A 13,616-nucleotide genomic window follows, 5' to 3' on the forward strand; every position below is an offset into this window, starting at 1 on the left:
CGCCACACTCATGTGCCGCGAGAGTGCTAGAATTCCTCCTCATTGTCGGCGCCGATTTGCCTGATCCGCTTGCGGGCGCCTTTTATAAATCCAGCTAAAGAGGTCTGTGATGACCAGCCCAGCTTCCCCTGTGGCGACCGTCGCGCACCCCGCGTCGGCCTCGCTGCCCGTCACCCCGCCGCATGCCACCGCCCCGCAAGGCGCCGTAGGCTCCGCCGGCGTGGTATCTCCCGTCTTCCTGCGTTTCGACGAGCCTCTGGCCCTGGCCAGCGGGCAGTCCCTGGCCGGCTATGAAGTCGCCGTCGAGACCTACGGCACGCTCAACGCCGAGCGCACCAATGCCGTACTCGTGTGCCATGCGCTCAATGCCTCGCACCACGTGGCGGGCATCGCCGCCGATGATCCCAAGGACATCGGCTGGTGGGACAACATGGTGGGCCCCGGCAAGCCGGTCGACACCAATGTGTTCTTCGTCATCGGCGTGAACAACATCGGCTCGTGCTTCGGCTCGACCGGCCCCGCCAGCATCAATCCCGCCACGGGTCAGCCGTGGGGCGCCGCCTTTCCGGTGCTCACGGTCGAAGACTGGGTGCTGGCGCAGGCCCGGGTCGCCGATCATTTCGGCATCGAGCGCTTCGCCGCGGTAATGGGCGGTTCGCTGGGCGGCATGCAGGCGCTCTCGTGGGCCGTGACCTGCCCCGAGCGCGTGGCGCATTGCGTGGTGGTGGCGAGCACCCCGCGCCTGTCGGCCCAGAACATCGGCTTCAACGAAGTGGCGCGACGCGCCATCATCACCGATCCGGATTTCCACGGCGGCGACTACTACGCGCACAACACCGTGCCGCGGCGCGGTCTGTCGGTGGCCCGCATGATCGGCCACATCACGTACCTGTCCGACGACGACATGGCCGAGAAATTCGGCCGCACGCAACGTTCGCCGGCCGAGAACGGCGCCTACCGTTACGGCTACGACGTGGAGTTCGAGGTCGAGTCGTACCTGCGCTACCAGGGCGAGAAATTCTCGCGCTACTTCGATGCCAACACCTACCTGCTGATCACGCGCGCGCTCGATTACTTCGATCCCGCGCGCGAGACCGGCGGCGATCTGGCCCGGGCGCTCGCACCGGCCACGGCCGACTTCCTGCTGGTGTCGTTTTCCACCGACTGGCGGTTTCCGCCGGAGCGCTCGCGCGAGATCGTGCGGGCGCTGCTCAAGAACAACAGCCCGGTCACCTACGCCGAGATCGACGCGCCTCACGGCCACGATGCGTTCCTGCTCGAAGACGCGCGCTATCACGCGGTGGTGCGCGGCTACTACGAACGCATCGCGCTCGCGCTCGGCCTGACCGGCGCGGCCCAGACCCAAGGATTGCCCGCATGACGACCCAGCCTCGAACGGGCGTGACGCCGAGCCTTCGTCCCGACCTGGCGCGCATCGCCAGCTGGATCGAGCCCAAGAGCCGCGCGCTCGACCTGGGCTGCGGCGACGGCGCGCTGCTCGCGTACTTGCGCGACGTGCGCCAGGTGCAGGGCGCCGGCGTCGAGATCGATGATCATCACGTGATCGAATGCGTGCGCCGCGGCGTGCAGGTCATTCAGCAGAACCTCGAAGACGGCCTGGCGCTGTTCGACGACAAGCAGTTCGAGACCGTGGTGCTGTCGCAGACGCTGCAATCGATGCACCGCACCGAGCACATCCTGCGCGAGATGGCGCGGGTGTCGCGCTATGGCATCGTGTCGTTTCCCAATTTCGGCTACTGGCCGCACGGCTGGTCCATCCTGCGCGGCCGCATGCCGGTGACCGGGCAGATGCCCTACGCCTGGTACAACACGCCCAACATCCATCTGTGCACGTTGCGCGACTTCGAGGATCTGGCGCGTTCGCTGAACCTGCGCATCCTGGAACGCGCCACGTTCAACGAAGACCGCGAGGTCCGGGTGCTGCCGAGCTGGCGCAGCACGCTGGCGGTGTATCGCTTCGCCGCGCCCTGACGGCAAAGCCGCCCGGGTTGGTAATATGCCGGTAGTTGTTGCAGGCCGGCGCGCGAGGCGAGCCGGCGCCATCGAAGGAGCGCGCCATCGCCGATCTTATTGAGGCCACCCGGGTCTATCGCAATCGCCGTGTGGCGCCGCTGCTGGCGCTCGGGTTCGCCAGCGGCCTGCCGCTCGCGTTGACCAGCGGCACCCTCCAGGCCTGGGCCACGGTCGACGGCGTCTCGCTGCAACAGATCGGCATGCTGACCCTGGTCAACACGGCCTATACCCTCAAGTTTCTGTGGGCGCCGCTGGTCGACCGCTACGTGCCGCCGCTGCTCGGCCGCCGCCGGGGCTGGATGCTGGTCACGCAGTTGCTGCTGGCCATCTGCATCATGATCATGGGCCTGATGTCGCCCTCGCAGGCGCTGCTGCCGCTGGCGCTGCTGTCGGTGCTCGTGGCGTTTCTGTCGGCCACCCAAGACATCGCCTTCGACGCGTACTGTACCGACGTCCTGCATAAATCGGAGCGAGGGGCGGGCGCCGCGGTCAAGGTGCTGGGGTATCGCGTCGCCATGCTGGTCTCGGGCGGCCTGGCCCTGATCCTGGCGGACCATCTGCTGGGCTGGGGCAATACCTACATCCTGATGGGCCTGCTGATGCTGCTGTGCGTGCTGGCCACGCTGAGCGCGCCCGAGCCCGAGAAGCCCGCCGCCACGCCGCGCAGCCTGCGCCTCGCCGTGGTCGAGCCCTTTCGTGAGTTCTTCACCCGCCGCGGCGCGTACACGCTGCTGCTGCTCATCGTGCTGTACAAGCTCGGCGACGCCTTCGCGGGGGCGCTGTCCACCACCTTTCTGATACGCGGCGCGGGCTTCAGCGCGACCGAGGTCGGCACCGTGAACAAGGTGCTGGGCCTGATCGCCACCATCGTGGGCGCGCTGGCGGGCGGCGCCATCATGACGCGCTGGGGGCTGTATCGCTCCCTCATGGCCTTCGGGCTGCTGCAGGCCGTGTCCAATCTCGGCTACTGGCTGATCGCCATCAGCCCGAAAAGCCTGGTGATCATGAGCGCCGCGGTGGGCATCGAAAACCTCTGCGGCGGGCTCGGCACGGCGGCGTTCGTGGCCTTGCTGATGGCCCTGTGCCGACAGGAGTTTTCGGCCACGCAGTTCGCGCTGCTCTCCGCCTTGTCGGCGGTGGGCCGCACCTATCTGGCTGGCCCGCTCACGCCTGTGCTGGTGGGCTTTCTGGGCTGGCCGGGCTTCTTCATGGTCACGGTGCTGATCGCCGTGCCCGGGTTGATTCTGCTGTGGTTGCGCAGGCGCGATATCGACGCGCTCGAGAGCGAAGCGGCCAACGCTTCCTGACCTTGCGCTGACTGTCGCACCGATGCAACTTTCGTGGTTTTCCTGACGTGTTCGGTCTGACCCCCGGTGATATGGTAGCGCCCTGCGTTACCCGCGCATCCGGTCTCGGAGAGGGATCGGTATAACGACACAGCGGCCGCCACCCATGCGTCCGCACGGAGGAGAAGACCCACATGAAGCGAATCGCATCCGCGCTCGCGCTTGCCGGCCTGTGCGCCACGGCCGCCCACGCCGCCGAAACCAGCGTCACGCTCTACGGCATCGCCGACGTCAGCCTGCGCTATCTCAGCACCGGCAGCGGCACCAACACCGACAACAGCCGCGTCAGCCTGGCCAACGGCGCCATCTCCAACAGCCGCTTCGGTCTGCGCGGCGTCGAGGACATCGGCAACGGCAATTCCGTGTTCTTCCGCCTCGAAGGCGGCTTCAACATCCAGGACGGCCAACGCTCCGATCCCAACTCGTTCTTCAATCGCCACGCCTATGTCGGCGTCGATGGCAACGAGTGGGGCGCGATCTCGCTGGGCCGCCAGGACACGCCGATGTTCACGATCCTGGCCGATCAATACGATCCGCTGACCGTGGGCAACTACGACCAGAATTCCTGGCTGCCGGTGGCCATGTCGCGCGCGCGCAGCTCGAACTCGGTGCGCTACCGCAACAACAAGCTGGCCGGTTTCGACGTCATCCTGTCGTACGCGTTCTCGGACAGCTTCGAAGACCACAAGCTGGGCCGCCAGTACGGTGGCACGCTGTCGTACACCACCGGCCCGCTGTCGGTGGGCGGCGGCTATCAGCTCACCAACTCCGCCGGCAACTCCGATTACGAACAGCGCGTCTGGAACCTCAACGCCAGCTACAACTTCGAGCCGGTCAAGGTGTTCGCGGGCTACTTCAATGGCCGCGACGAAACGGGCTGGGTCAATGCCGTGATGGGCAGCCCGGTGCCGAACGCCGGTGTCCAGCGCAAGGACCAGGGCTACTTCGCGGGCGCGACGTGGCAGGCCACGCCGCGCTGGGCGATCACCGGCGCGGGCTACTACGACCGCAGCGAAAACGTCCAGGTCGACGGCGACAAGGGCAAGCGCTACGCCTTCGTGGCCGTGGCCGAATACGCGCTGTCCAAGCGCACGCAGGTCTACGGCACCGTCGACTACAACAAGGTCAAGGACGCCGCCAGCCTCGAGATCGCGCGCAGCAGCCAGGTGGGTGCGGGCGTGGGCATTCGCCACATCTTCTGAGCACAGGTCGTCCCGGCGCCAGCCGCGTCGGGACGGCTCGGAACAACGGCCGCGCTGCCTGGCAGCGCGGCCGTTTTCGTTGGGTCGTGACTATGCACGCCGCTGCCGCGGGCCCCGGGCTCGGGCGGCGGGCTCGGGCCGAGGGCTCGGTCGTGGGCTCGGGCCCACGGGCCGTGCCGCAGGCCCGGTGCCGTTGCGTTCAGCCGCGGGCCGGACCGCTCTGGCGCACCACCAGCACGTCGCAGGTCAGCGCCTCGATCAGCTTCTCGGCGACGCTGCCCAGGGCGGTGCGCAGAATGCCGCTCAGGCCATGCGTGCCGGTCACCACGAGGTCGCAGCGGCGCTGGAAGACGAACGGCGAGAGCTGCGCTTCGGGTTGGCCGGCTTCCAGCACCACGTCGGGCCGGGGCAGGCCGGCCAGCTCGGGCGTGTCGCGCAGAAAGGCCTCGGCCTTGAGCTCGGCTTCCTTGTGGCAATGCACGGCGATGTCGTCCTGACTCATCGTGTCGGCCTTGCCGGGCACCGCGAAGGCATGGAACAGCGTCAGGCGCGCGCCCGGCGCCACGGCCAGCGCGGCGCGCAGGGCCTGACGCGAGCCTTCGGAAAAGTCGGTGGCGATCACCACGTCCTGATACGGCCGGCGCGGCCGCGCCTTGACCACCAGCACGGGCTGGCGGGCCACCCGCGCGAGGCGCTCGACGGTGTTGCCCAGCAGCAGACGGCCCAGCGTGGTTTCGCGGGCGATGCCCGTCACGATGAGCTGGCAGCCGAAGTGAGCGGCGGTATCGAGGATCACGTCGACCGAATGGCCGCGGGCCACCACGGCCTCGGTGGGCACGGCGGCGTCGGCCAGGTCTTCGGCGAGGCGCTGCTCGGCCAGCATTTTGTGGTCGGGGGCCAGGCGGCGCCAGGCCGGGGCCGCCAGCGCCGTGGCGGGCGGCGGCTCCATCACGTGCAGCGCCACGAGGCGGCTGTCGTGCTGGCGCGCCAGCATCAAGGAACGGTCGAGAGCGCGATCGCTGCGCGCGCTGAGGTCGGTGGCAAGCAAGAGGGGCCCGAGAGTGCTCATGGTGTGTTCTCCTTGTGGCGCGCCTCGCTCCGGGTAGAAGGGGCGCGATCGTCCCATTCTCGGACCAACGGGCGTGCGCCGCCTTGACACGCATCAAGACCACCGACTCACCTAGAATACGGACTTTCGTCGCCAGCCCCTGCTGACTCCCATGCCCGCCGAAGCCTCGACCCTGCTGCTGCACTCGCTCTACCTGGTGGCCATCGTGGCCGAAGCCATGACGGCCGCGTTGGCGGCCGGCCGGCGCGACATGGACTGGTTCGGCGTGTGCGTGATTGCCTGCGTGACAGCGCTCGGCGGGGGATCGCTGCGCGACGTGCTGCTGGGGCACTACCCGCTCACCTGGGTGGCGCATCCCGAGTATCTGGGCATGACCGCGGGCGCGGCCATGCTGACCGCGCTGTGCGCGCGCGTGCTGCGGCATCTGCGCAGCCTCTTTCTGCTGCTGGACGCGCTCGGCCTGGTGGCATTCACCGTGATCGGCTGCAAGGTGGCGCAGCAGATGGGGCTCTCGCTGCCCATCATTCTGGTGAGCGGCATGATCACCGGCTGCGCGGGCGGGGTGCTGCGCGACGTGCTGTGCAACGACATTCCGCTGCTGTTCCGGCGCGAGCTGTACGCCAGCGTGTCGCTGCTCACCGGGCTGGTGTATATCGGCCTGGACTTCATGCTGGGCCTCACAAGTCTGGCCGTGCCGGTGGCGCTCACGGTGGGACTGGCGCTGCGTCTGCTGGCCCTGCGCTTCAACTGGCAGATGCCGAAGTTCGTCTACCGCGACGACTGGCATTGAGGGGGTAGTGCAACGGGCGCCGTGCAACCGCGGAGTGCAACCGCGGAGTGCAACGGCGGAGTGGGACGGCGGAGTGGGACGGGCGCCTCGCCACGCAAAAACGCCAGCGCGATGCGCTGGCGTTTTTGTTTGAAGCCTGACGGGGCGACGCGTCTACGCGCTGCCCGTGCCGATCAGTACAGACCCTGCAGGCGCATGGCGTCGGCGACCTTCACGAAGCCGGCGATGTTGGCGCCGTCGAGGTAATTCACGTAGCCCTCGGAAGCATGGCCGTGGCGCACGCAGTTCTCGTGGATGTCGCGCATGATGGCGTGCAGGCGGGTATCGACTTCGTCGCGCGTCCAGCCCAGGCGGGCCGAGTTTTGCGCCATTTCGAGACCCGAGACCGCCACGCCGCCGGCGTTGCTGGCCTTGCCCGGTGCGTACAGCACGCGCGCGTCGATGAAGGCATGCGCGGCCGCCAGCGTCGCCGGCATGTTGGCGCCTTCGGCGACGCACTTCACGCCGTTCTTGATCAGCGTGGCGGCGTCGTCGCGGTCGAGTTCGTTCTGCGTGGCGCAGGGCAGGGCCACGTCCACCGGCACATGCCACGGGTTCTTGCCGGGCACGAAGGTCAGGCCGAACTTCTTGGCGTAGTCTTCGATGCGGCCGCGCAGCTCGTTCTTCACGTGCATCAGCGCGCTCAGCTTTTCCTGCGTGAAGCCGGCCTCGTCCACCACGGTGCCGCTCGAGTCCGAGGCGGTGACGACGCGCGCACCCAGCGCCATGGCCTTCTCGATGGCGTATTGCGCCACGTTGCCCGAGCCGGACACCGATACCCGCAGCCCGTCGAACGACGAGTTCACCCGGCGCAGCATTTCTTCGGCGAAGTACACCGTGCCGTAGCCGGTGGCCTCGGGGCGGATCAGGCTGCCGCCGAAGCTCAGGCCCTTGCCCGTGAACACGGCGGCCGAGGAGTTCGACAGCTTCTTCATCATGCCGGCCATGAAGCCCACTTCACGCGCGCCCACGCCCATGTCGCCGGCCGGCACGTCGGTGTCGGGACCGAGGTGGCGGTACAGCTCGATCATCAGGGCCTGGCAGAAGCGCATCACTTCGGCGTCGGACTTGCCCTTGGGGTCGAAGTCCGAACCGCCCTTGCCGCCGCCCATGGGCAGCGTCGTCAGCGCGTTCTTGAACGTCTGTTCGAAGCCCAGGAACTTCAGCACCGAGAGGTTCACGGTGGGGTGAAAGCGCATGCCGCCCTTGAAGGGGCCGATGGCGGAGCTGTGCTGGACGCGGAAGGCGCGGTTGACGCGGGCGCGGCCCTGGTCGTCGGTCCAGCACACGCGGAACTGGATCACGCGCTCGGGTTCGACCAGACGCTCGAGGATCGCCTGCTCGGCATACTGCGGATTCTTCTCGAGGAACGGCCAGAGGCTTTGCATGACCTCTTCCACCGCCTGCATGAATTCGGGTTGGTGCGGATCGCGGGCGGCCACGCCCTTCAAGAAGTCATCCATGCCCTGCAGTTTCACGTCGTCCTCCAGATGCCGCGGCGAGGGCGGCAATGTTCCTGATTGGTGCACAAAAGAACCAAAATGGTGCGAATGAGATGCATCGCACTGATTTGGTGCGCGGCGATTGTGTAGGAAAAGACAGGCGATCGCAAAGGTTCGTTCCTGGGCGCGAGCGCGGGTCCGAGGCGGGGAATAAATAGGGACGTATATGGTGGCGGGCGGAGCGACGCGGCACCGGAATCGCGGCCGTGACCGGGCCGTTTCATAGGCGAATTAGATATGTCACCTATTTTTGGTGGTGATTCGGCGGGGCCGGTATGGATGCCTGGTGCCGCACGCCCGCCGTTAGTCCACGGAAACAGGGACGGGCGAAAAAATATTTTCCGCCACATATGTCCCCATTATTTTTTACAGCTTCACGTCGTAGTCGATCGTGAGCGGTGCGTGGTCCGAAAAGCGCTCGTCCTTGTAGATCGCCGCCGTCTTGGCGCGGGCGGCGATGCCCGGCGTGGCGATCTGATAGTCGATACGCCAGCCTACGTTCTTGGCCCAGGCCTGGCCGCGATTGCTCCACCAGGTGTACTGGTCCGGGCGCTCGTCGATCTGACGGAACACGTCCACGAAACCGCGCCTGTCGAACACCTCGCTGAGCCAGGCGCGCTCTTCAGGCAGGAAGCCCGAGTTCTTGAGGTTGCCCTTCCAGTTCTTCAGGTCGATCTCTTTGTGAGCGATGTTCCAGTCGCCGCACACCACGAACTCGCGCCCGGTCTTGCGGTGTTCGTCCATCAGGCCTTCGAGCCAGGGCGCGAAGGTGTCGAGGAAGCGGTATTTCGCCTGCTGGCGCTCGTCACCGCTGGAGCCGGAGGGCAGGTAGGCGCTGATGACGCTGAGATCCTTCCAGTCGGCGCGGATGATGCGGCCTTCGAGGTCGAACTCTTCACACTCGAAGCCGTTGACCACGCGCTCGGCGGGATTGCGCAGGTAGATGCCCACACCGCTGTAGCCCTTCTTCTGCGCATGATGGAAGTGGCCGGTGTAGCCGGGCGGGTGGCGCAGCTCGTCGGTCAGGTCGGCGTCGGCGACCTTGATTTCCTGCAGGCACAGGATGTCGGCGGCGTGGCTTTCCATCCACGGTTGCAGGCCCTTGCGGAAGGCCGAGCGGATGCCGTTGAGGTTGAGCGAGGTGATACGCAGCAAAGCAGGACTCCTGAAATTTCCGGGGGGCTGAACGTGTACCGGCCGGCCCTTCGGGGGACGCCGGCACGGGCACGGTCGCGTCAGGCCAGCACTGTAACCGACGCGGCGGCCCGGGGGGCGGCGCGGGTGCAGCGCCGGCGCAGCGCGGCGCGCGCCCGGGGCGAGCCCATTGCCGACCACGGTGTCCCGACGCGTGGCGGCCATGCGCCCCGATGCGGCCTGTCTGCCGCTGCCAGGCGAAAAGTGCCCGGATCGCGGATAATGGCGGGGTTTCGTCACCCCTCTGCCAGGAATCCCCCGCATGTCCGCCGCCGCCTCCACCGCCCTTCAATTCGTTCGATTCGCGCTCGACGAGAGCGTGCTGCGATTCGGCAGCTTCAAGGTCAAGTCGGGGCGCACCAGCCCGTACTTCTTCAATGCCGGCCTGTTCAACACCGGCCGCTCGGTGGGCCAGCTGGCGCAGTTCTATGCGCAGGCGCTGCTCGAGTCGGGCGTCGAGTTCGACATGCTGTTCGGGCCGGCCTACAAGGGCATCCCGCTGGCCACCGCGACCTCGGTGGCGCTGGCCGCGCATCCGCAGGCTCAGGGCCGCGATTTTCCGTTTGCCTATAACCGCAAAGAAGCCAAGGATCACGGCGAAGGCGGCACGCTGGTCGGCGCGCCGCTCGCGGGCCGTGTCGTCATCATCGACGACGTGATCACCGCCGGCACCTCGGTACGCGAGTCGGTCGAGATCATCCGCGCCGCGGGCGCGCAGCCGGCCGCCGTGCTGATCGCCATGGACCGCATGGAACGCGCCGGCGCCGACGACGCGCTCTCGCCGCACTCCGCCGTGCAGGACGTCGCGCGCACCTACGGCATCCCCGTGGTGAGCATCGCCTCGCTGGCCGACATCATGGCGCTGCTCCAGGACGACGCGCAATTCGCGCAGCATCGCGACGCGGTGCAGGCCTATCGCGACAAATACGGCGTCTGATCGACGCCGGCGTCCGTGGCTGCGGCCACTGACCCACGAAAAAAAAAGGCCGCCGGCCCGGCAACGGGCGGCGGCCTCTTCACGTCGGCGCGGCGCGAGGCGCCGGCCGTCGTCGTCAGGCGTCGAGCTTTTGCTTGAGCAGATCGTTGACCTGCTGCGGGTTGGCCTTGCCGCGGGCTGCCTTCATGATCTGGCCCACGAGCGAGTTGAACGCCTTCTGCTTGCCCGCTCGGTACTCGGCCACGATGGCCGGATTGGCCGCCAGGACCTCGTCGATCATGCCGCCGATCGCGCCCGTGTCGCTGATCTGCTTCCAGCCGTTGGCCTCGATGATCGCGTCGGGATCGCCGCCGTTTTCGCCGGCCCACATCTTGGCGAAAACATCACGGGCGATCTTGTTCGAGATCGTGCCGTCGACGATGCGGTTGATCAGCAGCGCCAGCGCGGGCGCCTGCACCGGCGCGTCGGCGAGGTCTTTTTCTTCGCGGTTGAGCGTGGCCGACACCTCGCCCATGATCCAGTTGGCCGCGAGCTTGGCCTGACCGGCCGGCAGCGCGCGGGCCACCGCTTCGAAGTACGCGGCGAGATCGCGGCTCGTGCTGAGCTGCGCCGCATCGTAGGCGGGCAGACCGAAGTCGGCCTCGAAGCGCGCGCGCAGCGCGGCGGGCAGCTCGGGCATGGTGGCGCGCACCTGCTCGATCCAGTCGGCGCCGATCACGAGCGGGGGCAGGTCGGGATCCGGGAAGTAGCGGTAGTCGTGCGCGTCTTCCTTGCTGCGCATGCTGCGGGTTTCGTCGGCATCCGCGTCGTACAGACGGGTTTCCTGGACGACGGTGCCGCCGTCTTCGATCAGATCGATCTGGCGGCGCGCCTCGAACAGAATGGCGCGCTCCAGGAAGCGGAACGAGTTGACGTTCTTGATCTCGGTGCGGGTGCCGAACTCGGCCTGGCCGACCGGGCGCACGGACACGTTGGCGTCGCAGCGGAACGAGCCTTCCTGCATGTTGCCGTCGCAGATGCCGAGCCAGACGACCAGGCTGTGCAGCGCGCGGGCATAGGCCACGGCTTCGGCGGCCGAACGCATGACCGGCTCGGTCACGATCTCGAGCAGCGGCGTGCCGGCGCGGTTCAGGTCCACGCCGCTGGCCGGGCGGCCGTCGGGCAGGGACAGCTCATCGTGCAGCGACTTGCCGGCGTCTTCTTCGAGGTGAGCGCGGGTCAGCTCGACCGTGTGCTCCTGTTCGCCCACGAAGAACGAGATCGAGCCGCCCTGGACCACCGGCAGCTCGTACTGGCTGATCTGGTAGCCCTTGGGCAGGTCGGGGTAGAAGTAATTCTTGCGGGCGAAGACCGAGCGCGGTGCGATGGTCGCGCCCACGGCCAGGCCGAAGCGGATCGCGCGCTCGGCGGCGCCGCGGTTCATCACGGGCAGGCTGCCGGGCAGGGCCAGGTCGACGACGTTGGCCTGCGTGTTGGGCGCCGCGCCGAAGCGGGTGCTGCTGCCCGAGAAGATCTTGGAGTCGGTGGAAAGCTGGGCGTGGGTTTCCAGGCCGATGACGATTTCCCAGTTCATGTCAGGCGTCCTGCGTTGCCGGCGTGCGTTGATGCCAGTCGGTCACTTGTTGATAGCGGTCGGCGAGGGCGAGCAAACGGCCTTCGTCGAAGTAGTTGCCGATGATCTGCAGACCCACCGGACGGCGGCCGTCGGCGCCGAAGCCGCAGGGCACGGACATCGCGGGCAGGCCCGCGAGGCTCACGCCCAGCGTGTAGATGTCGGCCAGCCAGTCGGCGGTCGGATCGTCGCGGTTGTCGCCGATGTTCTTGGCCACGGTCGGGGTGACCGGGCCCATGATCACGTCGCACTGGCCGGCGAAGGCGCGCTGGAAATCCTGCGCGATCATGCGGCGCAGGCGCTGTGCCTGCAGGTAGTAGGCGTCGTAATAGCCGTGCGACAGCACGTAGGCGCCGATCAGGATGCGGCGCTTGACCTCGGCGCCGAAACCCTCGGCGCGCGAGCGGCTGATCATGACCTCGAGCTTGTTGTCGATGGTCTTGCCGCCGCCATAGCTCACGCTGTCGAGATTGGTGGTGCGATGGCCGTAGCGCACGCCGTCGTAGCGGGCCAGGTTGCTCGAGGCTTCGGCCGGCGCGATCACGTAGTAGGCGGGGATGGCGAGCTCGGTGCGCGGCAGCGAGATCGACACGCGCTCGGCGCCGAGCTGTTCGAACTGTGCCAGCGCGGCGTCGACCGCGGCGGCGACGTCGGGCGCCAGGCCGGCGCCGAAATATTCGGCGGGCACGCCAATGCGCAGGCCCTTCAGCGGCTGGCTGCCGGCGGCGTCATAGCCTTGGGCCGCACGGTCGAACGCGGCGCGCACGCGGCCGGGGGCGTTGGTCTCGCCGTCGCAGGTTTCGAGGCTGGTGGCGTCGCGCGGATCGAAGCCGCTCATGGGATCGAGCAACTCGACCAGATCGCGGGCGCTGGGGGCCAGCGGACCCGCCTGGTCCAGGCTGGAGCCGAACGCCACCATGCCGAAGCGCGACACGGTGCCGTAGGTGGGCTTGATGCCGCTCACGCCGCACAGGGCGGCGGGCTGGCGCACCGAACCGCCGGTGTCGGTGCCGGTGGTGGCGGCGACGAGACGTGCGGCCACGGCCGCGGCGGAGCCGCCCGACGAACCGCCCGGCACGGCCTGCGTATCCCACGGATTGCGGACCACGCCGTAGGCGGAGTTTTCGTTGCCCGAACCCATGGCGAACTCGTCGCAATTGAGCTTGCCCAGCGAGACGGCACCGGCCGCCTCCAGGCGCTCGACCACCGTGGCGTCGAACGGGCTGACGTAGCCCTCGAGCATGCGGCTGCCGGCGGTGGTACGCCACTGGCGCGTGACGAACGCGTCTTTGTGGGCGATGGGGATGCCGGCGAGCGGGCCAGCCGTGCCCTGAGCCAGGGCGGCATCGGCCGCGCGGGCCTGGGCCAGCGTGAGCTCGGTGTCGATGTGCAGGAACGCGTTGAGCGGCGCGGCCGCTTCGGCGGCCGCCAGCGCGCTCTGGGCCAGTTCGACGGCGCTCACCTTGCGCGCGGCCAGCGCGGCGCGCTGGGCGGCGATGTCGCCGATCTCGGTATGCAATGCGGGTTTAGCCATGACTTACTCGATAACCTTGGGTACCAGGAACAGCCCGTCGGCCTCGGCCGGGGCGTTGGCCAGCAGTTCGGCGCGGCGCTCGGCCGTGGCCGGTTCGGTGGGGGCGTCGTCGCGCAGGCGCAGGACGATGTCTTCGTGCGCCGACAGCGGGTGGGCGAGCGGCTCCACGCCGGTGGTGTCGACGGCCTGCAGCTTCTCGATCAGGTCCAGGATGCCATTGAGCTCGGCCTGAGCCGTGTCCTGCTGTTCGGGGGTCAATTCGATGCGGGCCAGCCGGGCAATGCGGGCCACGTCTTGTGCGGTGAGCGCCATGGAAAGAAGACCAAAATGAAGGGGGGTGTGACGGAATGGCGGAGC

12 protein-coding genes and 1 riboswitch are annotated in these 13,616 nt (G+C 67.9%); of the genes, 6 read left to right on the plus strand and 6 right to left on the minus strand.

Features of this window, described 5'->3' with window-relative positions:
* Window positions 1–38: 38 nt before the first annotated feature.
* A riboswitch (SAM riboswitch) is annotated at window positions 39–119 on the plus strand.
* The 4 genes from metX (at window position 110) to CAL25_RS03000 (ending at window position 4,582) form a co-directional block, all read left to right on the plus strand.
* Window positions 110–1,381, plus strand: a complete 1,272-nt coding sequence (gene metX, locus CAL25_RS02985; RefSeq protein WP_094798435.1) for a homoserine O-succinyltransferase MetX — start codon at window positions 110–112, stop codon at window positions 1,379–1,381. Its footprint overlaps the riboswitch before it by 10 nt.
* A complete protein-coding gene (gene metW, locus CAL25_RS02990) occupies window positions 1,378–1,992 on the plus strand; it encodes a methionine biosynthesis protein MetW (protein WP_094798436.1) in 615 nt (204 codons plus the stop codon). Before metX ends, metW begins: the two co-directional genes overlap by 4 nt.
* Before the next feature lie 98 nt (window positions 1,993–2,090).
* Complete coding sequence (locus CAL25_RS02995) at window positions 2,091–3,341, plus strand: muropeptide transporter (RefSeq protein WP_094798732.1); 1,251 nt, start codon at window positions 2,091–2,093, stop codon at window positions 3,339–3,341.
* A 173-nt stretch (window positions 3,342–3,514) separates the two neighbouring features.
* Entirely contained in the window at window positions 3,515–4,582 is a 1,068-nt protein-coding gene (locus CAL25_RS03000; RefSeq protein WP_094798437.1) for a porin, read from the plus strand.
* A gap of 199 nt (window positions 4,583–4,781) precedes the next feature.
* Here CAL25_RS03000 and CAL25_RS03005 read toward each other — a convergent pair whose 3' ends face one another.
* Complete coding sequence (locus CAL25_RS03005) at window positions 4,782–5,651, minus strand: universal stress protein (protein ID WP_094798438.1); 870 nt, start codon at window positions 5,649–5,651, stop codon at window positions 4,782–4,784.
* Window positions 5,652–5,802: 151 nt separating this feature from the next.
* On the opposite strand from CAL25_RS03005, the gene CAL25_RS03010 reads away from it, so the two are divergent.
* Window positions 5,803–6,441, plus strand: a complete 639-nt coding sequence (locus CAL25_RS03010; RefSeq protein ID WP_094798439.1) for a trimeric intracellular cation channel family protein — start codon at window positions 5,803–5,805, stop codon at window positions 6,439–6,441.
* A gap of 173 nt (window positions 6,442–6,614) precedes the next feature.
* Here CAL25_RS03010 and gdhA read toward each other — a convergent pair whose 3' ends face one another.
* The gene (gene gdhA, locus CAL25_RS03015; protein WP_249278927.1) at window positions 6,615–7,958 is read right to left on the minus strand and encodes an NADP-specific glutamate dehydrogenase; all 1,344 of its coding nucleotides are present in this window, start codon (window positions 7,956–7,958) and stop codon (window positions 6,615–6,617) included.
* Window positions 7,959–8,348: 390 nt separating this feature from the next.
* Window positions 8,349–9,137: an exodeoxyribonuclease III gene (locus tag CAL25_RS03020; protein WP_094798440.1), complete on the minus strand. Its 789-nt coding sequence runs from the start codon at window positions 9,135–9,137 to the stop codon at window positions 8,349–8,351.
* A 301-nt stretch (window positions 9,138–9,438) separates the two neighbouring features.
* Here CAL25_RS03020 and pyrE point away from each other — a divergent pair, with 301 nt between their 5' ends.
* Entirely contained in the window at window positions 9,439–10,113 is a 675-nt protein-coding gene (pyrE, locus tag CAL25_RS03025; protein WP_094798441.1) for an orotate phosphoribosyltransferase, read from the plus strand.
* Between the two features lie 115 nt (window positions 10,114–10,228).
* On the opposite strand, the gene gatB is transcribed toward pyrE, so the two are convergent.
* Genes gatB through gatC form a run of 3 tightly spaced genes read right to left on the minus strand, consistent with a single transcriptional unit; the run spans window position 10,229 to window position 13,571 of the window.
* A complete protein-coding gene (gene gatB, locus CAL25_RS03030; RefSeq protein WP_094798442.1) occupies window positions 10,229–11,686 on the minus strand; it encodes an Asp-tRNA(Asn)/Glu-tRNA(Gln) amidotransferase subunit GatB in 1,458 nt (485 codons plus the stop codon).
* A gap of 1 nt (window position 11,687) precedes the next feature.
* A complete protein-coding gene (gene gatA, locus CAL25_RS03035) occupies window positions 11,688–13,259 on the minus strand; it encodes an Asp-tRNA(Asn)/Glu-tRNA(Gln) amidotransferase subunit GatA (RefSeq protein ID WP_094798443.1) in 1,572 nt (523 codons plus the stop codon).
* 3 nt (window positions 13,260–13,262) lie between these two features.
* Window positions 13,263–13,571 (minus strand): Asp-tRNA(Asn)/Glu-tRNA(Gln) amidotransferase subunit GatC, encoded by a 309-nt coding sequence (gatC, locus tag CAL25_RS03040; RefSeq protein ID WP_094798444.1) that lies wholly within the window; start codon window positions 13,569–13,571, stop codon window positions 13,263–13,265.
* Between the last annotated feature and the right edge of the window lie 45 nt (window positions 13,572–13,616).

It is taken from the genome of Bordetella genomosp. 5, from assembly GCF_002261315.1.
Lineage (GTDB): Bacteria > Pseudomonadota > Gammaproteobacteria > Burkholderiales > Burkholderiaceae_B > Bordetella.